Origin of the sequence: Streptacidiphilus anmyonensis, assembly GCF_000787855.1 — a bacterium.
GTDB lineage: Bacteria > Actinomycetota > Actinomycetes > Streptomycetales > Streptomycetaceae > Streptacidiphilus > Streptacidiphilus anmyonensis.
Map to the genome: position 1 here is coordinate 45686 of NZ_BBPQ01000027.1, position 24951 is coordinate 70636.

Annotated in this window: 23 protein-coding genes and 4 pseudogenes; 13 read left to right on the forward strand and 14 right to left on the reverse strand. The window is 68.1% G+C overall.

Features of this window, described 5'->3' with window-relative positions:
* Window positions 1–880 precede the first annotated feature (880 nt).
* Both TR50_RS22685 and TR50_RS22690 read left to right on the forward strand, forming a co-directional pair.
* Window positions 881–1093 carry a hypothetical protein gene (locus TR50_RS22685; protein ID WP_160311158.1) on the forward strand — a complete coding sequence of 71 codons (213 nt, stop codon included), beginning with the start codon at window positions 881–883 and terminating at the stop codon, window positions 1091–1093.
* Window positions 1094–1767: 674 nt separating this feature from the next.
* Window positions 1768–4680, forward strand: a complete 2913-nt coding sequence (locus TR50_RS22690) for an AfsR/SARP family transcriptional regulator (protein WP_201776855.1) — start codon at window positions 1768–1770, stop codon at window positions 4678–4680.
* A gap of 74 nt (window positions 4681–4754) precedes the next feature.
* On the opposite strand, the gene TR50_RS22695 is transcribed toward TR50_RS22690, so the two are convergent.
* From TR50_RS22695 to TR50_RS46890, 5 genes are all read right to left on the reverse strand, one after another.
* Entirely contained in the window at window positions 4755–5435 is a 681-nt protein-coding gene (locus TR50_RS22695; protein WP_042424733.1) for a nitroreductase family protein, read from the reverse strand.
* Window positions 5426–7153 (reverse strand): hypothetical protein, encoded by a 1728-nt coding sequence (locus TR50_RS22700; protein ID WP_160311159.1) that lies wholly within the window; start codon window positions 7151–7153, stop codon window positions 5426–5428. Before TR50_RS22700 ends, TR50_RS22695 begins: the two co-directional genes overlap by 10 nt.
* Window positions 7154–7166: 13 nt before the next feature.
* On the reverse strand, window positions 7167–7751 hold the full coding sequence (locus tag TR50_RS22705) for a TOMM precursor leader peptide-binding protein (RefSeq protein WP_042424739.1): 585 nt from the start codon (window positions 7749–7751) through the stop codon (window positions 7167–7169).
* Between the two features lie 59 nt (window positions 7752–7810).
* The gene (locus tag TR50_RS22710; RefSeq protein ID WP_084700775.1) at window positions 7811–9121 is read right to left on the reverse strand and encodes a YcaO-like family protein; all 1311 of its coding nucleotides are present in this window, start codon (window positions 9119–9121) and stop codon (window positions 7811–7813) included.
* Between the two features lie 109 nt (window positions 9122–9230).
* Window positions 9231–9368, reverse strand: a complete 138-nt coding sequence (locus TR50_RS46890; protein WP_160311160.1) for a hypothetical protein — start codon at window positions 9366–9368, stop codon at window positions 9231–9233.
* Between the two features lie 795 nt (window positions 9369–10163).
* Between TR50_RS46890 and TR50_RS44415 the strand changes: the two are divergent.
* Window positions 10164–10836: pseudogene (locus TR50_RS44415) on the forward strand (transposase family protein).
* Window positions 10837–10840: 4 nt separating this feature from the next.
* Complete coding sequence (locus tag TR50_RS42835; RefSeq protein WP_052441237.1) at window positions 10841–11299, forward strand: hypothetical protein; 459 nt, start codon at window positions 10841–10843, stop codon at window positions 11297–11299.
* A gap of 208 nt (window positions 11300–11507) precedes the next feature.
* On the opposite strand, the pseudogene TR50_RS22720 reads toward TR50_RS42835, so the two are convergent.
* The 3 genes and pseudogenes from TR50_RS22720 to TR50_RS22730 form a co-directional block, all read right to left on the reverse strand.
* Window positions 11508–12143: pseudogene (locus TR50_RS22720) on the reverse strand (IS256 family transposase); the annotation flags it as partial.
* Between the two features lie 108 nt (window positions 12144–12251).
* On the reverse strand, window positions 12252–12983 hold the full coding sequence (locus TR50_RS22725; RefSeq protein WP_042424745.1) for an SDR family NAD(P)-dependent oxidoreductase: 732 nt from the start codon (window positions 12981–12983) through the stop codon (window positions 12252–12254).
* Window positions 12984–13231: 248 nt separating this feature from the next.
* Window positions 13232–13927, reverse strand: a complete 696-nt coding sequence (locus tag TR50_RS22730) for a type 1 glutamine amidotransferase domain-containing protein (protein ID WP_042424746.1) — start codon at window positions 13925–13927, stop codon at window positions 13232–13234.
* 649 nt (window positions 13928–14576) lie between these two features.
* Here TR50_RS22730 and TR50_RS22735 point away from each other — a divergent pair.
* From TR50_RS22735 to TR50_RS44425, 4 genes are all read left to right on the forward strand, one after another.
* On the forward strand, window positions 14577–15047 hold the full coding sequence (locus TR50_RS22735) for a VOC family protein (protein ID WP_042424749.1): 471 nt from the start codon (window positions 14577–14579) through the stop codon (window positions 15045–15047).
* Between the two features lie 434 nt (window positions 15048–15481).
* Window positions 15482–15925, forward strand: a complete 444-nt coding sequence (locus TR50_RS22740) for a VOC family protein (protein WP_042424755.1) — start codon at window positions 15482–15484, stop codon at window positions 15923–15925.
* A gap of 275 nt (window positions 15926–16200) precedes the next feature.
* Window positions 16201–16533, forward strand: a complete 333-nt coding sequence (locus TR50_RS49035; RefSeq protein WP_236654537.1) for a transposase — start codon at window positions 16201–16203, stop codon at window positions 16531–16533.
* A complete protein-coding gene (locus tag TR50_RS44425) occupies window positions 16530–16799 on the forward strand; it encodes a transposase (RefSeq protein WP_084700777.1) in 270 nt (89 codons plus the stop codon). Before TR50_RS49035 ends, TR50_RS44425 begins: the two co-directional genes overlap by 4 nt.
* Window positions 16800–16878: 79 nt before the next feature.
* Here TR50_RS44425 and TR50_RS42840 read toward each other — a convergent pair whose 3' ends face one another.
* The 3 genes and pseudogenes from TR50_RS42840 to TR50_RS46895 form a co-directional block, all read right to left on the reverse strand.
* Window positions 16879–17154 (reverse strand): amidohydrolase family protein, encoded by a 276-nt coding sequence (locus tag TR50_RS42840; RefSeq protein WP_052441238.1) that lies wholly within the window; start codon window positions 17152–17154, stop codon window positions 16879–16881.
* Between the two features lie 305 nt (window positions 17155–17459).
* Window positions 17460–17948, reverse strand: a pseudogene (locus tag TR50_RS49040) (transposase family protein); the annotation flags it as partial.
* A 400-nt stretch (window positions 17949–18348) separates the two neighbouring features.
* A complete protein-coding gene (locus TR50_RS46895; protein WP_160311161.1) occupies window positions 18349–18489 on the reverse strand; it encodes a hypothetical protein in 141 nt (46 codons plus the stop codon).
* A gap of 202 nt (window positions 18490–18691) precedes the next feature.
* Here TR50_RS46895 and TR50_RS22755 point away from each other — a divergent pair, with 202 nt between their 5' ends.
* Window positions 18692–19735 (forward strand): carboxylesterase family protein, encoded by a 1044-nt coding sequence (locus TR50_RS22755; RefSeq protein WP_052441241.1) that lies wholly within the window; start codon window positions 18692–18694, stop codon window positions 19733–19735.
* Between the two features lie 223 nt (window positions 19736–19958).
* Here TR50_RS22755 and TR50_RS22760 read toward each other — a convergent pair whose 3' ends face one another.
* From TR50_RS22760 to TR50_RS50130, 3 genes are all read right to left on the reverse strand, one after another.
* A complete protein-coding gene (locus TR50_RS22760; protein ID WP_042424759.1) occupies window positions 19959–20522 on the reverse strand; it encodes a DUF6529 family protein in 564 nt (187 codons plus the stop codon).
* 173 nt (window positions 20523–20695) lie between these two features.
* Window positions 20696–21784, reverse strand: coding sequence for an NHL repeat-containing protein (locus tag TR50_RS22765; RefSeq protein WP_236654538.1), 1089 nt, complete (start codon window positions 21782–21784; stop codon window positions 20696–20698).
* Window positions 21785–22174: 390 nt separating this feature from the next.
* A complete protein-coding gene (locus TR50_RS50130) occupies window positions 22175–22474 on the reverse strand; it encodes a hypothetical protein (protein WP_201776856.1) in 300 nt (99 codons plus the stop codon).
* On the opposite strand from TR50_RS50130, the pseudogene TR50_RS50135 reads away from it, so the two are divergent.
* From TR50_RS50135 to TR50_RS22780, 4 genes and pseudogenes are all read left to right on the forward strand, one after another.
* Window positions 22455–22571, forward strand: a pseudogene (locus tag TR50_RS50135) (hypothetical protein); the annotation flags it as partial. The gene TR50_RS50130 and the pseudogene TR50_RS50135 sit on opposite strands and share 20 nt — an antisense overlap.
* Before the next feature lie 90 nt (window positions 22572–22661).
* Window positions 22662–22904 carry a COG4315 family predicted lipoprotein gene (locus tag TR50_RS49790; RefSeq protein WP_269084807.1) on the forward strand — a complete coding sequence of 81 codons (243 nt, stop codon included), beginning with the start codon at window positions 22662–22664 and terminating at the stop codon, window positions 22902–22904.
* 220 nt (window positions 22905–23124) lie between these two features.
* A complete protein-coding gene (locus TR50_RS22775) occupies window positions 23125–23655 on the forward strand; it encodes a hypothetical protein (RefSeq protein WP_201776858.1) in 531 nt (176 codons plus the stop codon).
* Window positions 23656–24441: 786 nt separating this feature from the next.
* Complete coding sequence (locus TR50_RS22780) at window positions 24442–24765, forward strand: hypothetical protein (RefSeq protein WP_042424765.1); 324 nt, start codon at window positions 24442–24444, stop codon at window positions 24763–24765.
* Window positions 24766–24951: the final 186 nt, after the last annotated feature.

A 24951-nucleotide genomic window follows, 5' to 3' on the forward strand; every position in this document is an offset into this window, starting at 1 on the left:
AGACCGCGACCTTGACCCGAGGTGCCGCATGACCACCTTGCGCGAAGCGGCCAGCCGCGAAGCCGTCCTGAAGACCATCCTCGCTGCGGTGAAGGGTGAGTACGACGCGGCCCGCCCGGAACCTGTGCACCCACCACTTCATGCTGGCGCGGGTGCGTTGCGAGGTCCCGACCGAGAAACGCCCTCGACGCCGACCGCGCGCAGGAATCCGCCGAGGACACCGACCTGCCCGACATCGCTGAGGCGATGCGCGCACTGATGTCGCGCCAGGCCGAGGCTCTGTTCCTCCAGTACTGACAAGGCTGGTGGACGAGCGGATCGCCGCCCGGTTCGACTGCCAGATCGGCGCGGTGCGGTCCCTCAAGTCCCGTGCCCGCCACTTCCTCCCCCGGTACCTCGCCTGCGCCGCGCGACCTGCCGGGGCCGCCCCAGTCGCGGCCCGGTCCCCACCCCATCCCTCACCCGACTCTGCACAGGGAGAGCTTGATGTTCGGGTGCACAGCAAGGACGGAACAGCGCGGGTGGCGGCGGAGGATGCCGACAGTGCTCCACTCCCCGGGTGCGGCCTCGAAGACCCACCTCTGGGCGGACTTCTCGCAGAGGCCGTCGTACACACCGGGTGCGTCGACCGGCTGGGGCCAGCCCGCCGGTTTCACACTCCATAGTCGCTCGCATGTTTGATTTTCCACGGGTGGGTGCCGACTGCCAAAGATCCAAAAGCACCGATTCCAGCAACCCGCACCGGTGCCTGACGGGCTGTGACCGGCTTTCCGCCCCCGGGCCTGGCCGACGTCCAGCCGGAGGCGGCCGCCGTGCCCTACGGTCCGCACTTGGCCAGCGCCAGCACGATCCCAAGGTAAGAGGCTGGCGCATGACGAGGATGGATGAGCTCGAGTTCGCCCGTACCTTCCCGACTGCGACGCTCGACGAGGCGTTTGACGGTCTGGAGCGGCTCACCGGGACGCCCCGCGCCGCCCTTGAGCACATCACACGGTCAGGCGCGACGATGAGCACCGACACCGAGCTCAACGTAGCCAACGCCCTGGCGCAGGCCCACCAGCCCGCGCCCGACGTCAGACCAGCCGGAGAGTAGACGCGCAGATGAGTCGGGCCGGGCTGCCCCGCCGTGGGCGCACCCGGCCCGTCGCGCTGTACCTGCTGCCCTCACGACGCCCACTACGAGCCCTCGGTGAATCGGGCGACAGAATCCCGCGGGGCCGGTTGCCGCTCGACGAGGTGGGGGCGCTGCTGGACGCGCTGGGCCGACGCCCTCGCCGAGCCCGGCACAGGGTCCGCACCCGTGCGCCGCGATGGTGCGTCAGGTGGCGGCTGGCCTGGTGTACCGAGCGACGGGCCACCTCGGCCGCTGGAGCGCGAAGCCACGCTCTCCGATGACCTGGATGCGGCCCGGCCGGACCGCATCCCCTTCCTGCACACCCTCGCCGCGCGAGCAACGAGTGTCCAAGATCACGGGGGTGCTTCAGGGGGCGCCGCCGGTCGGCGGGTTACGGTCCAACGGAACCACGGCCGACGCGGCCCAGCCTGAACCATCGCGGTGAAGGACTCTCCAGGGCGGCGCCGTTCCCCACGGTGGGCATAGGCGGCCAGAGCGTGCATCTTCACAGGTCAAGACCCCCGTATAGCAGTGATCTGGCATGCGGCCAACACTTCTTCGCCCTGCCCGATCCACGACGAGCGAGATCATGGGGCGGTCCGGTTCATGTGCACGGAATGTGAGTTGACTTGAAGTTTGCGATTCTCGGTCCGTTGGAGGTTCGTTCTGACGGCATGGTGGTGGATGTGGTTCGCCCGCGCCGACGCGCGGTGCTGGTGTTTCTGCTCCTGCACGCCAACCGCAGCGTGAGCACCGAGCTCCTGGTCGACGCGCTCTGGGGTGAGGCCCCGCCCCGTACCGCTCGGGCGCAGGTCCACACAGCGGTCTCCACGTTGCGGGGTGCGCTGCCGGCAGCCCTCGGTGGGCAGTTGTCCTCCGAGGGCACCGGGTACCGGCTGACGGTGGCCGAAGGGGAGTTGGACACGACGGAGTTCGGTCGCCGGATCGCGGCCGCCCGACATTGTGTGGGCCGTGGCGCGCCGGACGATGCTGCACGCCTGTTGCGGTCGGGCCTGGGCCTGTGGCGCGGGAAGGCCCTCGCCGGGGTGGACGCCCCGTTCGCGGAGTCGGCCCGAGCCCGGCTGGAGGAGGAACGCTTCGTCGCCCATGAGCTTCTGGCGGACCTTGAGATGACGGCAGGGAGGCACGTCGAGCTGGTGCCAGTGCTGACCGATCTGCTGAACGAGCACCCGGCGCGTGAGTCGATCGCGGAACGGCTGACGTTGGCCCTGTACCGCTGTGGCCGACAGGCCGATGCGCTGGCGGTGGTGCGTAGTTTGCGCGGGCTGCTGGCCGACGAGTACGGGCTCGACCCGGGACCCGGAGTGACCGAGCTGGAGGCGGCCATGCTGCGTGGGGACCCGTGTCTCAGCTACGACACGAAGCAGCCGAGTGCAGTCAAACAGTCCACCGCGACATCCTCCGTACCCACCGTGCCCGGCGCCTCGAAACCTACTGCCCCGGCGTCGGCTGCTGTGACGACGGGCGCGGGGCTCGGGCCTGCCCAGCTTCCTCGGATGCCGGCGGGGTTCGTGGGTCGGCGGGATGAACTGGCGGAGCTGGCCACTCTGCTGGACTCCGGCGTCGACGCGGCCCGGATCGCCGTGGTGAGCGGTCCGGCGGGCGTGGGCAAGACCTCACTCGCGCTGCGGTGGGCCCATAGCGCGGTCGACGCTTTCCCCGATGGCCAGTTGTTCGCCGATCTGCACGGCTACGACACGGCGGACTTCGAGGCCCCCGGGCGGGTGCTGGAACGATTCCTCCTGGCGCTGGGGGTCCCCGGCCACCGGATTCCCGCGGACCTGGCGCAGCGCGAGGATCTGTACCGCTCGCGGATGGCTGACCGCAGCATGTTGGTGGTGCTCGACAACGCGCACGACTACCAGCAGGTCCGACCGCTGCTGCCCGGCACGGGACACTGCCTCACCCTGGTGACGAGCCGGGGCAGGATGAGCGGACTCGTGGCTGAGACCGGTGCGTCGTGCCTGCCACTCGGGATGCTCCCCCTGGAGGACTCGGTCGAGGTGCTGAGTCGGATCGCCGGAGCCGACAGGGTCGAGGCCGCACCCGACTCGGCCCGTGAACTGGCCCGGCTCTGCGGTGGACTGCCACTGGCGCTGCGGATTTCGGCAGTCCGGCTGCTGGAGGAACCGGCCACCCCGCTGGCCGGATTGGCTGCGGAGCTGACGCCGGAGGAGGACCGGTTGGCCGGGCTCGGCCTGGCGGCCGACGACCACACCGTGTCCCGGGCGCTGGACCACACCCGACAGCGGCTGACAGTCGATCAGTCCCGGGTCTTCCACCTGATCAGCCTGCACCCCGGCGCGGACATCGGTTCTGCGGCCGTCGAGGCGGTCGCCGGGAGTGGCGGGTTGCTGCGGGATTCCGCCTCGCTCCCGGTACGACAGTCGCTGCGGGCGCTGGAGGCGGTGCACCTCGTGGACCGGACCGGCACGGACCGGTACGCGATGCACGATCTGGTCCGGCTCTACGGCAGGCAGACGTCTCCAGTGCCTCCTGCCGAACAGGACTCCGCACTCGATCGCATGTTCGACTGGTATATCCATGTCGCCTCCGCGGGGCAGCGGCTGCTCAAGCCTTCCGGCCTGCATCTTCCGTCAGATCTGATCCATCGTCTGTCCGGCAACGCTCCGGTCGAGGACGAGGAGCAGGCCGTCCAGTGGTTCGACCAGGAGATCGACAACCTGACCTCGCTGATCCAGTTGGCCGCTGTGAGGGCGAACCACCGGGTGGTGTGGCAGTTGTCGTCCGCCGTCTCCGGCTATCTGCTGCGCTGCCATCGGCTGGACGCCCTGATCGAAACCCAGAAGCTGGGCGAGTACGCGGCGAAGCAGCAGAAGAACGAGCTGGCGGCTGCGGACCTCGCCGCCAATCTGGGTATCGCCTATTCGATGCGGCGTGATCCACAGGCGAGGGGTCCGTTCGAGCGAGCCGTCTCGATCTTTCTGCGACACGGTGACCTGCGTCGGACCGCCGTCACCCGGCTCAATCTCGGCAGCCTGCACTACGAACTCGGACTGCTCGACGACGCGGCAGTGTTCCAGTCCGCGGCCGTGGACGCCGCCCGCGAACTGGGCATGAGCCAGGTTCTGGCGGTCGCGCTCGGGAACCTGGGCCTCACCCGGAGCGATCTGGGCGACCACCAGAGCGCTCGGGAACTGTTCGTCGAAGCACAGGCGGCCGCCGAGGACTGCGGCTGGCATGCCCAGGCCACTACCACCCGCGGAATGCTGGCCTGGGTGCTGATGCGGCTCGGCGACTTCGACCAGGGGCTGACACTGAGCAGGTTGACCTTGGACGAGGCTCTGCGCACCGGAAACTCCCTGGTCGCGGGCCGGATGCTGGACCAGGTCGGTCTCGCACTTGCGGCGCTCGGCAACTGGACCGAGGCGCGCCGGTCCTGGGGTGAGGCGCTGCGGACCTTCTCCGAGATCGACTGCCCCGAGGCGGACGCGGTCTCCGCCCGACTGCGCGGAGACCGGGACGCACTTCCCGGTCTCGACGCGGAGGGAAACCCCACGATCGCGGATCTCCGCGCGCGGTAGAACGGCCCGGACACCGCCGTAGACGGACGAGTGCCCTGCGGGGGCCGGGTGCTGACCCAGTCCCCGCAGGGCACTCATGCCGGGCTGAGCTGGTTCGCGTAGCCCAGCGCGATGGTGAAGAGGTGACGGGTGCCGGGGGCGTCCTGACGGGCGGCGCGGGTGACTTCGGAGGAGGAGCGCCCGAACACACTGGCCTCCAGGCCGTGCGTCCGGGCCGCAAGCCACACGGCATAACCGAGGGAGCCGACTCGGACCAGCAGCCCGCCGTAGGCGGAATCGTCGGTGTCGGACACCGATCCGAAGATCAGTACCAGTGCGGGAGCGGCGGTGTAGGCGTTGTGCAGGGTCGGGAGGTGGAGCGGGCCACCGTGCCGCCGCCAGGTCCCCGATTCCAACTCCGGCTCGTGCAGGCCCTGATCCAGCCCGGCGACCCGGCAGCTGGCGACCAGGATGCCCAGCTCCGGGTCGCCGTGTGGAGTCACGGGCCATTGCTGTTGCTGGGACCTGCGGGCCGATGCCAGCACATCCAGCAGCAGGGACGCCGTGGGCGTGCGTTCGTCGAAGTCCCGGACGGAGCGGCGACCGGTGAGCACTTCCTCCAGTGTGGCCCGGTCACCGACCCGGAAGCCCTCACCGGCCGGCGGGGTGACACTGGGCGGGCGCATCCGCGCACGGCTGGGTGGAGGCGGCTGGGTACGGCGGCGTACAGCGAAACCGATCGTGTCGCGAGGCTCCTCCCAGGCGATCAACGGCATGGCATGTCTCCTTCGGACCGTGGTGCGCTGCGAAGACCGGCAACGGCGGTGACGTACTGTTCCTCCCTGGCCAGGCCCAGGGTGTCCGCGAGGCGTTCGTCCCAGCGTGCCGCGAAGGCCAGGTCCAACCCGTAGCCGCCTGCGACCGCAGCAAGCTGGGTGCTGGCGCAGCCGGCGTCCAAGTGGGCCAGGCGGTAGGAGAATTCGGCGTACTTCGAGGCGAGCCGCGTGTCCGCGGCGACCATCACCAGCGCCGCAGTGAAGGATTCGTCCTCCAGCCCGGTCCCGGCCAGGACGTGGGACAGCGGAATCGCCTCGGGACGGACGGCGATCGCCTCATGAGTCAGGTCGCTGTACCGGAAGATCGTGCCGGGGAGGCCGAGCAGCCCGGTCTCCACGATCAGATAGAGCTCGACCGAGGCCAGCGAGCCGCCGCTGGGGACCCAGCGCTGGAGATTGCCGGAGGCCGGTTCGGACCGTAGACCGGCTACTCTCCGCATCACCTCCCCGAGCAGTTCCTCATCGAGGCAGCCACTGGGAGCGGTCGGGTCAGCTACCGGTGCCTCCCCGAACAGCCCCCGGGGCACCCGCAGTGACGGGGACAGGGGACGGCGCGGATGGGTGGGGAAGTCCGGGCGCTGTGTCATCAGCCGCCCCAGCTTCTCGTTCTCCGCACGCGGGACGTCGAGCCTGGGCGCAAGCGTGGCGGGCAGGGAGGCGACGGTCGACTCGAAGAAGTCGCCCGAACGAGGTCGCGCAGCCTGGGCGGTCTCGTCAGCGGGTTGGAGGGAGACCCCGCAAGCAGGGCAGTCGTCGTAGGGGGCGACCCAATACCGTTGGGTGGTCATGGAGTCGATGGCGAACCGGCTGACGACTCGGCTGTCGGACATGGTGGGAAGCCGTCCGACGATCGATACGACCTGATGGGCGGCCAGCCCGGCCGCCAGCATCGTTGGCGGTTCACCGCTACCCGGTCCGGTCTGTTCCCATCCGGCTTCCGTTCGGCTGCGACGCAGACAAGCGGGGCAGGCGGTCATGCCGGCGAAGAAGGTGGGTCCGATCTCCACGTGCTGCGGGGAGGCTGCGACCCGAAGCACGGGCGCCCCGCTCAGTGCGGACCAGGCGATCGCGTCGTCGAGCGCCGTCTCCGACCGAGCGAAGTCCGGTTCGTCCGTCGATTCCACGACGACCACTACGGTACGAGCGACCGAGCGCGTCGGCGAGCCAGCCGACGGGCCGGCGAGCGTGGGCAGCGCGGTCAGCACGCTGCCGACACCGGAATCCACGAGGTCTACTACGAGCGCCTCGGCGATCGCCTGCGGGCCAAGAACGACGACAGCGCCGTCGGCGAGGGTGTCCAGCAGTTCAGCCGTGCTTCGGTAGCCCCCGGACGCGCCCAGGGTGCGGGAGAGGTACAAGACCGTCTGTTCCGACGGTGCTGCATGGGTGCTGCGAGGCTCGGCCGTCTCCAGCAGCCCCCGGCCGTCGAGCAGGTCGAGGGCCTGGTCGAGCTGACCTCTGGTCAGTCCCGTCTCCGCGCAGAGCGTGGAGGCTTCCCGGCTGCCGTCCAGCAGCGCGAACAGACGGGGGAGCACCTGGGAGGCGGCTCTGCCGCGGAAGACATGGCGGTGCGCGGCCCCCTCGACGATCAGTCCCTCCTCGAAGGGAACAACCGCGAGACCCCTGCAGAGCCGCACCTTTTCCTCGGTCGTGGGCATTGCCGTACTGCGGTCAGCGGGCACCGACGGACACCGCCTCGCTGAGCCCGAGTCGCGAGCGCAGGTCAGCGAACGGCAGGGCCGGGTCGCAGCGGTCGCACCCATGACAGCCCACCACCTGATCGCTGCTGACTGTGTTTCCCCGAAGGGAGATCGTCACCACCCTCCCTCCTGGTCCACCCGCCGACCGTTGCCCATGGTCGATGAGGGCGCCCGCCACGGCAGCGGCCGTCCTGGCGTGGCCCGGCAGGAATCCGGCCGGGCCGACCTTGGGGTCGTCTGTGTAGGCGTTGAGCACGGCGCCGGATATCTGCCATTGGCTGTCGTGCTGCACCAAGCGCCGTCGGTAGCAGCGATGGCACGGGCTCGACCCGGGTGTCACCCATGGCCCCACGCTGATCGCCTGGCGTTCCATCACCATCGGCAGCCACGGCAGGCCATGTGCGTGGGCGAAGGCGTCCGCCCGCTCGCAGAGGCCGGGCGACGGACGCCACATGGCCACGACCAGGACGTCGGCGGGACCATCGGCGGTGCGATCCAGTTCGTCGAGGGGGAGGGTTCGGGCGGCTGGATAGCGCGTGGTCAGCAGGGCTGCCACGTGTTCTCCGAATGGACCTGTGCCGACGAGCACCGGATTCGGCCTGGGGCTCCCGGTCGTTAGGCGAACGGTTGCGGCCATGGATTGAGCTCCTTTTCTCCGCGAACGGGGTAGCCCATCCGTTCCGGGACGTTGTACAAGCGGGGGTGCGCAGTGAACTGCGCAAGCGGATGAGGGCTGAAGGGCTGAAGGTCGGGGATCACGACGCAGACCGCTGTCAGGCCCACGGACGCAAGCTCGCGTGTGGTCCGGTCGACGACCACCACACGCATGCCGGCACCGTCCAGCCGTTGGGTAAGCTGGTCCAGCGCTTGCACTGGGTCCTCCGGCAGAGGCACCGGCGTCCTCGAGTTCCTCGACTGTGCTCCCTCGATCAGGAAGTCGAACGCGGCGGACCGTTCGGCGCAGCCCATATAGCGCGCACCGTCCTCCAGGGCGTTGATCTTCTCCAGCGCATCGGGGATCACGATGTGTTCGTCGTGGAACAGACCGCGGAGGCGCATCGCGTCGGCCAGTGCACTTTCCGCCGCCTGCTCAAGGGTCCGCCCGGTCGCAGCAGCGACCAGTCGTGAGGCACGGCGGTCATGGTCGGCCGCAAGCACGACGTAGGCGGTCGGAACGCCGAGGTCAAGGGTTGCATCGAAAACGAAACTGCGAATGAAACAGCGACGGTTCCACTCGACGAGTTCTGCTGTCCGTTCCGAGCACACAGCAGGATCGACGAGCGGCAGGGACAGTTGCTGCAACCAGGTCACGGACAAGGCGTCGCGTTCGATGACCTCGCAGATCCCACCCAGGACTGCCCGAACCGGATCGGTATGAACGGCATAGCCGGTCGAGATAGGCATGCAGAACTCGTCCTGCGGATCCTGGCCGCGCAACCCATAGCAGGCCATGATCGCGGGGACCCAGGTCGGCTCGCCTGTGGCGAGGTCGAGGCCGCGGGTCCATCGGATCGGTGCTGTCATGGAGAACGGCCTGACCGGACAACCGGGTCGGGAGTACTCGGCCTCGGAACAGCGGGGGTAGCGGTCGGGCTCCAGGCACTCGCCGGCGAGATCCCGAGCCGAGGCCACGATCCGCTCCTCACCGAGATTGTCCATCCCGGCGTAGCGTTCGGCGCCCTCCGCGATGGAGATGAACCGCGCTGTCTCCGGCGAGTCCCAGGAGCGGCCGCCGGAGCAGACCTGGTCGGCCACCTGTCGGCTGCCGACCCCGGGTCGGCCGCTGCCGATCGACGCGGTTCCGGACACAAACGGATACCGGGCACCGGGCCCGCCGGACCCGGTCCAGGTTCCGGAGACGACACCGTAAGGGGACACCAGTGCGTCGAGCGAGTCGGTGACCGGTGCCGCAGTCGAATGACTCATCTTTTCCTCATCCTCATCGTGCGACCGGCCGCACACATCATTGACGCGTAGGGGCGGTGGCCACCGACCACGACAAGATCCGGTGGCCACCACACCTGCTAACGGAACATCAGAAGCAGGAGATGACCACGCATGCCAGGCACCCGGCGGGGCCGCAGGCGCTGCAGTCGTTCTCGTTCAGGCCCGCGACGATCGCCTTGTCCTCGATGGAGTCGGCGATCAGATCCAGCGGCTCGAACTCATTCATGATTGTTCTTCTCCTCATATCTCCGAACGGTCGGCCAAAGCATTTCGGGCCGATCCGGCGCCCTCAGGTGCGGGCACGCTTGAATATTTCCAGCCGCCGCTACCCAGGCCCTATCCATGTCCTTCTCGTCTCCGAAACAGCCCCGTGCGACCGCCCCGCGACGACCGAGTTCGCGCGGACTGGGCAGGGAAGGCATCGGTCCGACGCCCTTGGGCAGGAGTTGGCCAGCTCACCGGGACCGTCCGTACTGGAGGAGCTGGGCGGGATGGCCTGCCGGAGAGCACTGGTTTGCGATCACAGCTGACGCGTCCTAACCCACCTCGGCGGCCTCGAAGACAAGGCCCCCGAGGGCGCGCTCGTGCTGGTGCCGCTGGTAGGGCTGACTGGCGCCGGCGCCTCCCCACTGCCGAGTAGCACATCGAGGAACTCCTGCCGTCGGCGTCCGCGATGCTCCAGCAAGGCGGGGAGTCCGGGCTGCGGGTGCGCGGCGACTGCCCGCCACCAAGCCGTTCTTCGCACTGAAAGCGGCAACTCCATGACCGGTGCGCGGATCTTCGACGGCGACGCTTTGTCGTCCGTGCTGTCAAAGCCGGCGACCACGGTGACACCATGAGCCTTTTCCAACCTGCCCATGAGCTGCGCGGGTTGGACGTGCTTGGCTGTGCAAGCAGTGAAGCTCCTGGTAGACGGGTTCACGACTAAGATCACCCGCTGTTTACCAGGAGCTTCGTCGTGCTTGTCTACCCGTCCGCGATAGACGTATCCGGTTCAGCCCGGCGCCTGCTCTGACACCACCTGGCCGAGCGCCGGAACCGGCTGAGGACGCGCTGGCGTCGGCTGTCCACGGGGCAGCAGGCCCTGCTCGCTCTCACTCATCTGCGCTGCGGCGAGACCTACCAGCGCTTGGCCGCGGCCTTCGACATCGGTGTTGCCACCGCGTATCGGTACGTCCGTGAGGCCATCGAGGTGCTCGCCGCCTTGGCCCCGACCCTGGACCAGGTCGTGCAGGTCGCCGCGACGAAGGCGTTCGTCATCCTGGACGGCACCCTGCTGCCCATCGACCGCGTCGCCGCCGACCGCCCCTACTACTCGGGCAAGCACAAGAGGCACGGCGTGAACGTGCAGGTCATCACCGATCCATTCGGGCGTCTGCTGTGGGCATCGCCGGCCCTGCCCGGCGCGGTCCACGACATCAAGGCCGCCCGCACTCACGGGATCATCGACGCCCTGACCACGGCCGGCATCCGCTGCTGGGCCGGTCCGCGCCGACTACCGCGGCCGCTGGACCAACCTATCCGCCGGCCAGAAGGCCGTGAACCTCTCCCACGCGAAGATCCGCGCCGTCGGAGAACAGGCCATGGCCACCCTCAAGGGCTGGCGACTCCTGCGCAAGCTCCGCTGCAGCCCGAGCCGCATCACCAGCACCGTCAAGGCAGTCCTCGTCCTGCACCTCGCACCGGCATCATGAGGCCATGCACTGCACCGAATGGCACTACGTCTGCCGCTCCTGCGATCATCGGTTCACCCTGCCAGGGGCCGACCTGTCATTCAGCTACGGCGCCTTCCTCGGCGTCTCCTCGACCCCGGAGGCGGTCCTTCTCGATGCCTTCGCTGACCCGGCATACGCGGAGATCCAGGCCTTGGTCAGCGAAGACGAGCGAACCACCGGCCTGACGGCAGTGGCTACAGGCCAACTCGCCCGCACCGTGGCCGGGAGCGTTTTCGACCCAGACAGCAACCGCTCGCCGTTCACCTTCGCCGGGACTCCTCCATGTCCCCGGTGCACATCGAGTGAGATCGCACTCCTCCGCGCCACAGAGACGCGCTGGCCGGGCGATATCAGCCCGGCCACCCATAAGCAGTGGGACGCCCTGACCTCCGCCGAGAAGGCAGCAGCCGTGAGCCACATCCTGAGTGCCCTGCATCGCTGAGCTGGCTGTGTCACTGGTTGTGGGCTCTGGTCCACTTCGTGTGGAGCGGTGACTCTCTGTTGTTCACGGCCGTCGTGCATAGCCATTGACCAGACTCTGGCTCTGGTGTCGGTGGGACGGCCGACAATGCCGGGCATGGCAGATCGCAGTCTGGTCACACGGATCATCACTTCAGCAGCGCGGGAGTCCCTGAAGCCGCTTGGCCTGGTCCTCGGGCCCGGACCGCCTTGCGGATCCGCGCGTTCACGCTCTCGATCGCGTTCGTCGAGCAGATCACCTTGCGGATCTCCACGTCGAAGTGGAGAAAGGGCGTGAACTCGGACCAGGCGTCGGACCACAGCTTGATCACGGCCTGATACTTCTTGCCCCCGGCCTCGGAGAACTCCAGGAACCGCTCGGTCGCGGCGGCCTCGTTGGGGGCGGTGTAGACGGGCTTGAGCGCGCAGGCCATCTTGTCCCGGTCCACCTGCGATGCGTAGCGGAAGCTGTTCCGAAGCAGATGAACGACGCAGGTCTGAACGATTGTTCGAGGCCAGACAGCCACCGCGTCCGGCAGCCCCTTCAAGCCGTCGCAGACCAGCATGAGGACGTCGTTCACCCTGTGGTTCTTCAGCTCGGTGAAGACCTGCAGCCAGTGCTTGGCCCCTTCACCGCCGTCGCCGGCCCAGATGCCGAGGATGTCGCGGGTGCCCTCGACCGTGACCGCCAAAGCCAGGTAGATCGGCCGGTAGGCGACCTGGTCCCCGCGGACCTTCACGTTGATCGCGTCCACGAACACGACCGGATAGACCGGGTCGAGGGGACGTGACTGCCATTCAGCCATCCCCTCCATGACCTGGTCGGTGCAGGTTCACACATGTGCGGCTGATGCGCGTCCACGGCAGCTTTCCACCTGTTCAGCCCGTCGCGCAGAACGGACTCGGTGTCTGCGGTGTCATTCATCTCGATCCTTTCAGTGGCCGGCGCTCTGGCCGCCGTCCACGTGCAGGATCTCGCCGGTGACGAAGGACGCCTGCTCGAGGTACACGATGGCCTGGACGACGTCGTCGACCTCTTCCATCCGCCCGAGTGGATGTCGAGCCGCGAGCTCGGGCGTCGTCTCCGGGTTCATCGGGGTACGGACGACGCCGAGCGAGACGGCGTTCACGCGGATGCCATGCCCCGCGAATTCGATCGCCAACTCCTTGGTGACAGCGTTCAGTCCGCCCTTGGTCAGCGACGCGAGCGCGCAGGGGACCTGTGAATCCGGCTGGTCGACCAGGGATGTGGAGATGTTCACCAGGTGACCGCCGCCTTCACCGCGGGAGAGCATCGCACCGATGGCGCTGCGCGAGACGTTGAAGAATCCGCGCAGGTTCACGCCGACCATAAGGTCGAAGTCCTTGTCCGTGTAGTCGGTGAACGGCTTGCCGATGTAGACGCCAGCGCTGTTGACCACGGTATCGATCCGACCGAACCGATCCATCGCCGCCCCTACGATCCGCTCGCCCGCGCCGGACTCAAGCAGATCGCCGCTGAATGCGAACACCTGCGGGTCCCCGGATTCGGGCATCGAACGGCTGGTGGCCACGACCGCGTACCCAAGGCTGCGGTAGGCGGTGACGATGGCAGAACCGATGCCTCCATTGGCACCGGTGATGAGCGCGACCTTCTGGTCAATGCCCGCACCCGTGGCGTCGTTCATGCTCACCCCCTCGCTTCCTTCGCCTCATCGGCATGGCTCAGGCGGGTGACCCGTCACGGCACTCCCGCCCGGACTCGGGCGGCCACGGCCATGGCCCGGTCAGCAGGAGACCGCTCCCGCACCCGCTGGGCGGATTGCACCTGGGGCCCCGGCGGTGCGGGATCAACCGATTCGAAGTGGGCGCCGAGCCCAAGGACCCGGCCTGCGCGCGCGGGCGGGCGCCTGGGCTGGATCGCTGCGAGACGGTGTCATTTGAGGATCTCCAGCATCCGGTCGCCCAGGACCGCAGCCGATGCCGGGTTCTGCCCGGTGACGAGGTTGCGATCCTCGACCATGTACGGCTTCCAGATCGGGCCGCGGCTGAAGTTGACCCCGACCTTCTCCTTGACATCGGTCTCCAGCAGCCACGGCGCCCTGGAGGCAAGTCCGACGCCCTCCTCCTCCTCGTTGGTGAAGCAGGTGACGTTGAAGCCCTTGAACGGCGACTCGCCGTGGATCCTGGTGGCCAGCATGGCGGCGGGGGCGTGGCAGACAATGAACAGCGGGTTGCCCGAGGTCAGCTGCTGCGTCAGCAGCCGTCCGGCATCGGCGTCCCACGCCAGGTCGGACATCGGACCGTGACCGCCCGGCAGGTAGACCGCGTCATAGTCCTCTAGGCGGACGTCCGACAGTTGCAGCGGCCGACGCATCACCTCCGCGGAACGGATGATGGCCTCCAACTCAAGGGCGGCGTCGTTTCCGCCGACCATCTCCGGGCGCAGGCTCATCATGTCGACATTCGGGGTCACGCCGTTCGGCGTCGCGACCACGACCTCGTGGCCGGCGTCCGTCAAGATCTTGTACGGGTTCGCGAACTCCTCGGCCCAGTAGCCCGTCGCGTACCTCGTGCCGTCCTTCAACACCCAGTATGTGGCTCCGCTCACGATGAAAAGCACCTTGGCCATGACAATGATTTCCTCTCGGACGTGCCTGGGGTCGGCGGGGATGACGCAGGAAACCGATTCGCCGCCGCCGGGTGTCCCCCTTTGGCCCACCCTAGGCACCTCTGCGACCATCTGCACCCGGATGCTCTCTCCACCGCGGCTGCCCACCAGGGGTGCTCATCGGGGCGGAGACCAGTACGACCGGCCAAGCCTTGCGGTAGCCGAGGAGTGCACCCCACAGGACGGTCCAGGAGAGCGCCACACCGATCAACCAGGCCAGTACCACGCGCGCCGTGCTGGGTAAGCGCCGCTCCCGGCGGAGACGAGGCTGTAGACGGCGGGGAGCCACACCACCAACAACCCGCAAGGGCGGCCGGAGCCTGTGGGCTGTCACGGCGGGCGAGGTCATCCAGGCGTGACCCGCCTTCTCGGGGGAACTGCGTCGCCCGTCTGAAGGCGCCGCACAACGCGATCCTCTCCGAGCGACTCCTGGCCAGTGCCGGCGTTCGGTGACTTGCGCGGCGGCGCGCGATTCTGCCAGGAGGGTGATGCCGTGAATTATTGGCTGCTTCGAGGGGCACGCTACTCCAACGCTGCATCCCGATCATGGCAACGCCGCCTGCAGGCCTCGTCGTAAACGGGGGATGCGACCGACGTGTGGAGGTACCAGATGGCCGAGCTCCCACCACCGCCAGAAGGAATTGTGCTGGCCCACTTCATCGTCTCGGACGATGTCGAGCGCTCTCGACGCTTCTACACCGAAGTACTCGGCGGCCGGGTGGTCTACTCTGGCCCCGGAGGGCTGACCTATGTCGCACTAGCCAACAGCTGGATCATCATTAATGTCGGCGGAGGCCCGACCGATGACAAGCCGACGGTCAGCCTGGAGACGCCGCGCGATCCCGACCGGATCAACAGCTTCCTCAATATCCGGGTCAAAGACATCCACGCCTTGTACGCGGAGTGGAGCGCCCGTGGTGCTCAGTTCCTGACGCCGCCGAAACAGCACCAGTATGAGATCCGCTGCTACATCCGCGACCCTGACGGCCATCTGATCGAAGTAGGTCAAACTACCGACCCAGAGGGAGACTGGTCACCCGCTCACTGGCCGTCAAGTACGCGCGCCGGCGATTCGGAGTGAATTACTGAGGTCCCGGCCACGCTCGGCAGTCCACCTGCCCGGCATGCGCGAGACATGGAAGTCCGATCCGGGCCTCTGATATACGAGACGTGACCTGAACGTGAACTAGCGTACTCGCGCTGAAAAGGGAGGCCAGTGCAATTCACCCACCAGGACGGCGCTCCGCGTGGACCGCCAGCGCCAGCATAGCTGGTGATTGCAGGCACGAATTCCCAGCATCGCACAAGACACGGTGATGAAAAACCCGCGAGAAACCGATCTGACGAGAACCTCCATCTATCCGACTTACGAGCCCTCACCCAGCCACGCCCTCACATCTCCGTTCCACCTTGAGCCCCAGAGAGCAGGGTGTCGTACGGTGATGGCGTGAATGCAGGCGGTAATATCCATCTCAATCCCGGTCGTTAGCGGGTCACACAAGCCGGAGGTGTCAGATGGTCGAGCTCCCGCCGCCCCTCGAGGGGATTCTGCTGGGACACTTCATCGTCTCGGACGATGTCGAGCGCTCTCAGCGCTTCTACACCGAGGTGCTCGGCGGTACCACGATCTTCGACGGAGTGCCGACCGTCGTCGCCCTGTCCAACACCTGGATTGTCATCAACGCAGGTGGCGGTCCGACCGATGACAAGCCGACGGTCACCCTGGAGACGCCGCGCGATCCTGACCGAGTCAACAGCTTCCTCAATTTCCGGGTCAAGGACATCGAGGCCGTATACGCCGAGTGGAGCGCCCGTGGTGCTCAGTTCCTGACGCCGCCGAAGCAGCACCCGTACGAGACCCGCTGCTACCTCCGCGATCCCGACGGCCACCTGATCGAGGTGGGGCAGACCACCGACCCGAGGGGGGATTGGGCACCTGCTTTCCCCTCGCCGGCCTAACTAGCCGTTGCTCTGTCGAGCTTGGTGATCGTGAGTTCGAGCCTGCTGACTCGGTTGGGTGATCTTCTGGCTGGCTGAGCATGAAAGTGGGGTCTCCCGCACAGCTCGTGGGTGTCGAATCCAACCGAGCAACAGGAGGCCCCTGGTGCTGCAGTCTTCCGTGTCCGCGCCGGTGGCGTCCAACTCGGCCGCCCTGTCGTGTGATTGCCTCGCTCACCGGTTCGGGAACGCCGAAGACCGGTCGGCCGCACAGGCGTCCGAGGTATACCTCCGACATGAACGACACGGAGCGTGCCGTCGCGCGTGACGCGATGCCCGTCCCCGCCTGGCTGGAAGGAAAGGGCGGGCAGCCGGAGGGCTACTGCCATCGGCAGATGGTCGACGCCGTGCGCTACCTGGTCGCGGGCGGTATCGCGTGGAGGGCGGTGCATGCGGACTTCCCCGCATGGGACCGCGTCTCCGCCTTCTTCCGAGCTGGCGCGACAGAGGCCTGGTCGCCGAGTTCCACGACCGGCCTCGCGACCGGTCCGCCGGGGCGCGGGCCGCGATCCGGAGCCGACCGCCGGGATCATCGACTCCCAGTCCGTGAAGGAGGGCCGCATCCGTGAAGGCCGCGAGCAGGGGCTTCGATGCCGGGAAGCGAGTGAACGGCCGCAAGAGGCACAACGTGGTGGACACCCTCGGTCTGCTGCTGGTCGCGATCGTCACCGCGACATCCGCCACCGACCGCGAGATCGGCCAGAGGCTGCTGGCACGACTGCGCGAACGGCACGGGCCAGCGGAAACGCGCCCGTCACCATCGGAAATACAACGGCTTCTGACCACGGTCGGTGGCGTTGCGCCCGCGCAGCATCACGGGGCCCGGAGCGGATGACGGTTCCTGACCCGCGATGCTGCGCGGGTTCTCGTCGTTCGGCTAACGGCGCCCGGGTCACGGGCTCGCCGCGTCGCGGTTACAGAGGGCAGCGCCTCGCTGGATCGTACGTCCCAGTTTGGAGGCCGAGGATGTTGTGGTGATCAGCCGCCGATGTCCAGTTGCAGCAGTTGCTCGGCGTTGGTGTGGGCGAGTTCTCCTTGTCAGTGGGGTTGATTTCCAGGGTGTCGAGGAAAGTGCGGCCTTGTTCGTTGGGGCTGAAGGGGTAGTCGACGGAGAACAGCAGCCAGTCGGGGCCCAGCACCTGGTGCAGGAGCAGGTACTGGGGTGTCGAGAACATGCCGCTGGTGGTCACCCAGGACTGTTCGCGGAAGGTCTGTGCGACGGAGCGGCGCAGACCGTTCCCCTCCCTTGCGGCCGGGGTGAGTCATTCGTCGGCGCGGTCGATCATGAAGGGGATCATCTCGCCCATCTGCCCAGGGATGATGTGCAGGTCGGCGAGCTGGTCGAAGATGCCGGCGGCGATCATCCGCAGGGCGTGCAGGCCGGTTTCGGCGTGCCAGCCTCAGGCGGCTGTGCCCAGGGCGTAGCTGATCGAGGGGCCGAATCCGTCGTAGTGCTCAGTGCGGAGTGTGGCGGTGTGGCTTGGTGAGGGCGATGGGCGTTCATGCGCGGCATCCGAACGCCGGTGAGCACGACCTGGATGCCAGCCTCGGCCAGGATCTGGTCGAAGTGCGTGGGAACTTCGAGTCCCGGTCCCGGATCAGGTATCTGACGGTGGCCCTGGCGTCCTCCAGATCCGTGACCAAATTCCGGGCAGCCTGGGTGACCCAGTTCGCGGTTGGTGCCCCGTAATCCCAATGACGCGGACGCGGCGGGTGCCATGCTCAATGACGGCCAGATTTACTGGCGTTGGCCGGTCAAGGTGACGGTCTCGATGAGATTGCAGGCGAGCAGCACGTCGGCCTGGGTACGGAGGAAGTCGGCCCAGCTGGTGGCGCCGCGGTCCGGTGCGGGGTCGATGCCCTCGGCCTTGAGGATCTCCCAAAGGGTCGACGTGGCCACCTTTATGCCGAGGGCGGCCAGTTCGCCTTGGACTCTGCGATAGCCCCAGGAAGGGTTCTCGCGCACCATGCGCAGGATCAGAGAGCCCAGCACGCAGGCTCCCACCTGCACCGATGACTTTACGAGCCCCACACGATCTGCTGGCGTGTGTCGCGGGCCAGCCCGTGAGGCCAACCCCGACTGGCAGGATGGCCTGCGTGAGCCGTCATGACGACCTTGCCCGCAGCATCCGCGCTCTCGGCGGTGTCTGGGATACCCGGCGTGCCGTTGCGGCGCTCCGGGACGCGGGCCACGAGTTCACGGATCAGCGCGCCGCTGAGAAGCAGGCACGGGCTGTCTGCGTGCGCTCGCCGGGGAGGGTGCGGTGGTTCGGGTGGAGGAGCCGCAGGCGGTTTACAGGGCGCGGACTGTGGCGGATTGATTCAGGCCGGACTCTCCGCCGTGTGTCGCGGTGGGCCCGGCCTGTCGCGCTACTGCTTCTCGGTCAGCTGATCTCCGACGGGCCCGTGACGCCGCGGTCCTGCGTTGGCTCCTCGGCAGCCGGCTGCTCCTCGGGCTGCTCGATGTCCGGGCCCGGGTTGTTGTTGTCGGTGTTCATCGTGCCGCCGCCTGTCACCTCTGGCATGAGTTCTCCCCCGTATCGCTTCTGGTCCCACCATCGTGGCAGTCGGCCCCGCGGTCGGGAAACGGAACGGGATGAAGTCAGGCCGACCGCTCCGCTTACATTCGGAACAGCCGGCCTATCGCGCTCAGCTTGCCGCCCTACCCAGCGGGGTGCGCGGCTTCGACGGTAAGGCGCGGGACTGACTGCGAAGCCTTCGGCCGGGGTGAGGGAGCGGCGAAGGAACGCCGCGGCATTCGGCGGTGCCCCGGACAACATCACGCTGTTCGACGAGTCGTCCGGAGCCGCGAGCATCGGTTGCCTGATGGCATCCCCACTGGCCGCAGGACTGTTCCAGCGCGCGATCCTCAGCGGCGGCCACCCCGAGATGGTGCGCCCGCCGGCCCAGGCACAGGCTCTGGCCGACGGAGTGGCCGCAGCGCTGGGCGTGCCCGCGACCGCCGAAGCCTTCCGGGACAAGACCAGCGAGGAGCTGATCGCCGTTCAAGGCGCCGGCTACGGAATCGATCTGCGGGACGAGCAGGGCGTCGAGCCGTTCGGCGGCATCCTGCCGTACACACCGGTCACCGGCGACGACGTGCTGCCCGAACATCCCCTTGCCGCGATCAGGAACGGTGCCGGATCCGAGATCGCCCTGATCGTGGGCACCAACCGGGAAGAGTTCAACCTGACCACCGTACCCAACGACGCCATCGACGCCCTCGACAACAACAAGGCCGTCGCGACCTTGTCGGCGATCCGCCCGAACGCAGCCGAGATCCTCGCACTCTACGGAGTGAACCAGCCCGGGACCACGGCCGGACAAGCCTTGACCCAGGCTCAGACGGACCTGACGTTCCGCTTGCCCGCACGGCGCGTGGGCGCCGCCCACCAGGGCCGCACCCACTTCTACGAGTTCGGCTGGCGATCGCCCGTCCTCGGCGGAAGGCTCGGCGCCTGCCACGGCCTCATCCTGCCGTTCATGTTCAACACCTTGTCCCTCGATACCGGACCGGACCGTAAGGGGGCTCGAACCCGCCACAAGAGCTTGGCGTGTTCACCGGGCCTGGATCGACTTCGCCACCACAGGGGCTCCGGGCTGGCCCGAATACGGCCCCGACCGCCAGTTGATGTGGCTGGACACCCCCAGCACCATTCGCCCCGACGACGTGCCGTGGGCCAACGTCGAGCTCTTCGATCCCACCCGGGCATAGAGTCCCGTCTGGACGTCGGGCTCAACTACCGCTGCCCGTTCACGAATCGCCAATAGGCAAGTGTCGTCTCGAAGGGCCCCCAAAACCCGGAATACGGGGAGGATGCCCAGCCAGATCCGATGGTACGTGGGGCGTCCGGGCAACCCGGTCGGTCAACGCCGTCACGGCCGACGGGCCGAACGCACCACACCGCAGAGATCAATCTCCCAGAAGACCTCACTCGCGTGAACACGGTGGGTGAACGCCACGCGCCGGCCTCTTCTGGCAGTCCGCCCTGCCTCAGAACCCGGGCATCTGGAAGTCGTTGAAGAACCACAGTGCGCTCGTGTACCAGATGACGACGACTGCGACCACCAGGAGACCGCCTGCGAGCGGCAGAAGCCATCCGACCCGCAGCCGGGAGCGAACGAATACCACCTTGGCCGCGAACGCGCCGTAGAAGAAGCAGGCGGAGAGGGAATGGACGACCGCTCGCACGGGAGTGAGTTCGACACCATAGGTCTGAATGCAGTGGACGGTGATGGGGATCGTGCCGAGGAACACGAGGGCACCGATGAGCCGGTGTGCGCGCGGAACGGCCTTCGGTACCGTCCTGACGCGCGGGAGCCGCCGGTACATCCACAGCGCCAGCAGGAGCTGGACCATTGCCAGCCCGAGGATGGCCGTGGCCAGTCTGGCCTTGAGCCGCACCGCATCGGTCAGATGTTGCCCGAAGAGGCCGCTGGCGTAGTCGGGTGTGATGGCGCGGCCGACCAGGAAAGGCGCCAGCGCCACAGCAAGGGCCAGTGCCGAAGCCGAGCCCACCACGACGCCCGTCCTGCGTCGGTGCGCATCCGCGTCCACGGCCCATCCTCCGTCCAAAGAGCTGGTGCGAGGTGCGGACCACTCGACCGGGCAACCCCCTTACGGATGTCTGCCCGGGTCAGCGGTCCGCACCGAGTGCCGCGCGCGTCGCGGCGGTAATGGCGGTCCGGTTAGTGGAGCTTGTCGAGCTGGTTGGTGGCGTCGTCCACGAATTAGACGGCGTTCTGGTTCAGGCTCACGGCCAGGCCGAAGAGGGCGCCCGCGCCGGGCGGGGTGCCGCTGGCGTCCAGTTGACGCCAGGCGATCTGGTCACCGTGCGGCGTGGTCTCGACGATGTTGCCATCGCCGGCGTTCACGGTGAGCACGTCCTCGCGGGGCGAGATGGCCAGCCCCAGGGGGCCGTTGAGGTGGCCGCCCTTGCTGATGACCCGTCCGATACCGGCGCTTCGGTCACGGTGGAGGGCGTCGGGGATGGCGGTGATCCGGTTGGCGGCGGTGTCCGCGACGTAGAGCGTGCCGTGTCGGCCCAGTCCGACGCCGGTGGGCCCCACGACCAGCGCGGCCGGATCGGTCCGTTCCGGGAAGCCTGATCCGATGACGCGGGTGTCGACCCAGGCCGGCGGATCGTCGCCGCACCGGTTCAGGGTGATCCGCAGGACGGTGCCGCGGTGAACCGTCCTGCCGCCCGCGGCCACGGTGCCGTTCAGGACGTTGGTGACGAACAGGTCCGTGGTGTCCCCGAAGCTGGCCGCGGTCATGTCCCAGGGCCCGTTGATGCCGTGGCCGGCCAGCGTCTCACGGACGTGTCCGCGGCTGTCAAGGACCAGCAGGCATCCGGCCTTCGCCGTGGCGGCGGTGCCGTCGGTCGTGGGCAGGCTGCCCACGACGACCCAGCCACCCGGCAGGACCGCCAGCGCGGTGGTGAGCCCGATTCCACCGGGACAGCTCCCAGGCGGATGGTTGGCGTCGATGCGGGCGAACTGTCGGACCCGGCCGCCAGGGGCGACCTCGACGATCGTGGTGCCGGTGCCCTGGAGGTTCTTGACGTTGTTGAAGTTGCTCACCAGCACGTCGCCACGGTGCAGACGGCCCACGGACGATTCGACCACTGCGGTGCCGTAGGGGTTCACGTCCCCGTTGCCCGGAACGGTGGACGCCACCGTGGAGATGCGGTGGAGCCCTCCCAGGAACGATCCCGCAGCTCCGGCCGGGGACGCTCCAGCCACCGTCAGAGCTCCCACGGCCAGTCCGGCGGCCAGCATCGGCGCCACCAGCGACCTGCAGCGGATTCCGAGTGTCACGCCCACCTCCATCAGGGGACCGCCACCCTCACCGTCTCGTCACACACGGTCGCGATCCATCACAGCACGCGCACGGTCGGGCCGGCACACGACACGCACACCGGTCCGGCCTCGGCCTCGCCCGCCCCCGACAAAGGACGTTCGCCGGCCGAGCAGCGGCACCCGACAGCAGTGGCTTCGCGGTCGCGAACGCGTGGCGCCACAGCCGCTACACCACTCCCGGCTGCCTGCGGCCAGCTCCTGACACACCCCCAGCGGGAGAGCACACGCTCAAGCGTCGTGACCACCGCCGGGTGGAACCGCGCCGAGGCCGTCGAGCGGCTCCGCTCGGCCGATACCCGACGGGTCCATCCCCGCTTACGGCAGTCGGACGCCACTGCGGACTCTTGGTCACCCGTACGCGTGAAGGTCGGGCGTGGGGCTGATCGCCCCGGGCAGCGGGGCGGGCATTCGTGCGTAGCGTGGTTCCGCGACTCGCCGTCGGCGGGTCGGTGGCTGGCGCCACCGCTTCCCCAGGGCCAAGAGGTCTGTCATGAATCGTGCCATCACACTTGCGGTCGGGATGGCCGCCGTCGCGGCCTGTTCTTCCGGATGCAGCAGTTCCGGTACCACGGCTTCCTCGACCTCGCCCGCCGGCACCAGTGCCTCGACGACCACCGCCGGCTCGGCCATGCCCAGCAGCAGTGCCACCACCCCGACCGGCGGCGCCGCCACGGTGAAGGCGGCGAGTTCGCCGCTCGGCCAGATCCTGGTCGACGGCTCGGGCAGGACGTTGTACCTGTTCAAGGCCGATACCGGGACGACCTCGACCTGCAACGGATCCTGTGCACAGGCATGGCCGCCGCAGACCACGACGGGGAAGCCCAGCAGCAGCGGAGTGACCGCATCCCAGGTCGGAACGACCACCCGAACCGACCACTCCACCCAGGTGACCTACCACGGCCACCCGCTCTACTACTTCGCCGAGGACACCAAGCCCGGCCAAACCAACGGCCAGGGCGTCAACGCCTTCGGCGCCTCCTGGTACGTGGTCAGCCCCAGCGGCACCCCGATCACCAGCGCCGCCTCAGCAACCGCGTCGGCATCTGCCGGCTCCACGAGCGGCGGGGGCGGGTACTGAGACCCCTACCTCACTTCCGTCCCCTCGACGAGCAACGGCGGAGTGTCGCCCGGCGGGGTGCCACTCCGCCTCGGGCGATCGTCAGATCTGATACTTCGGAGGAGAGTTGGCCAGGGCGACGGGCGCTGACTTCGTCCGGACCAGGCGGAGCCTGCACGGACTCGCCGAGTTGCTGATGGCTGGGCCCCAGTTCCGCCGCAGCGGGACGATCCGGCTTCGGGTGATCCCAGGCGGATTCGCCACCACCAAGGAACCGGACATCAGGGTGCAGGACCTGCGCCTGATCGCGGGCGGACACACACTCTCCCTGGCAGGCAGCTACGCGGACCTGGCCCGCACCGCCGGGATTACCCCCGGAGCCCCGGTGGACCTCTACCCCCAAGGAAGCGACATCGCCACCGAGGACATCATCGAGGTCGATCCGCAGTCCGCTGGGCGGATCTCCGACGTCCTCGCACTCGGCCTTCAGGCGCTGGGCCAGTTCGCCCCGCACGAGACCGCCGTGCTGTGGCCCGAACACTTCGACCTCAGCATTACCTGGGACGAGGTCAACTTAGGCATCTCCCTCGGCGACGCATTCGCGGACGAGCCCTACGCGTACGTCGGGCCGTGGACCCCGCCGCAGTCGGGCGCGTTCTGGAACGCGCCCTTCGGCGCCGCACGTCCCCTGAGCGAACTCTCCGACGCCCCCGCACTCGAAGCCTTCTACGCAGAAGGCCGTCGCCTGGCCCACCAAGCCCGTTCGGCCTGATGACACTGCGCCTGCCGACAACCTCATCCGTGCCAGTTCAGTCGTCATGTTGGTACGCGTGGATGACGCCGACAAGCCGGTCTCTCCGGCGTATGTCGAGGTGGGCAAGCTGCCCGAGTTCGAGCGGTTCAGGCACCCGACGTAGTGGCGCCGCCGGGTCCGCCCTCAACTACGCCGGATGATCCGGCACTTGTTCGAACGCCCCGGGCAGTATCAGGCCCGACCGAATCAGCCGTACAGTCTGTGGTGGAATACCTGCTCCTTGGTTGGTGTGAGCGTGCGAATCCGTGTGCGTGGGTGACTGCTCGGCCTGACCGATCGACAGGGTCCGCTTCGGCGGCGATTGTTCCAGCTGCCCCAGCCCCCGGCGGCGTCCCACAGGAGACGGCCGAGGAGACCTGGATGGGCGCGCGCGACATCAATGCCCGATCGACGGCAGACCGCCAACACCCGCGCCGGTGCGGGATCGGGAGCTCGGCCGCACTCGCGGTTGAGCGTCACGACGGACAGGGCAGGACGACGATCAGGTTGACCGGCGAGCTGGGCCGGGACTCGGGCCGCTCCTGCGCCGGGGGCCGGCCGGTTTGTCTGGCCGGTGGCGTGCACGCCATCCCGGTGGCTCGTCATGGTCGCCCTCGACGACTGCAGCGGCCTGATCGCACTCCTGCAGGCCCACCGGCGCGAGGCCGTGGTCGGGGCGGCGTTGCGACTGCACGACCCCAGGCCCGTCGCGAGCATACGCAGATCGCGGCGCGAGGCGTTGCGGCTTCGAGAGGATCTGCCCCCGTGCCCTTCATCGACCGGCTCTCCCCGAGTAACCAGCGGAAACACGGGCGGTCGGGCAGCAGCAGCACCGTCCGTCACGGCGGTGGCGACCGGGACGAGCTGGGGCTGTCTGAGGTGAAGTCGGAGACCGACATGACAAGGCTGACTGTCTCCCAGGTGATCGCCTGCCTGGTGCGGGCCGTCCGGTGCGGCGACGCGCGGATGGCCCAGGAACTTCTGTCCCGGTTCAGCACGCTGGCCGAGTTGGAGGACCTGATGGAATTGCGGGCTGCACTGGAGGCGGACCTGCGCAGCGGACCGGACGACCCCTTGTTCAGGGCGTGAGTAGTTTCGATGCAGGACAAGGGCGAGAAGGCCCCCGGCTGGAGGCCGAGGCAGACGGGGCGCGGCCGGGCGGTTCCCGTATTCACCGCGATTCGTTCGTCGAAGGAGGAGCCCGGCTATGTCCCAGCGGCATCGCCACGAGTACGCCACAGCGCTTTGTCGGCTGCGGCTGAACCGTGACCCACT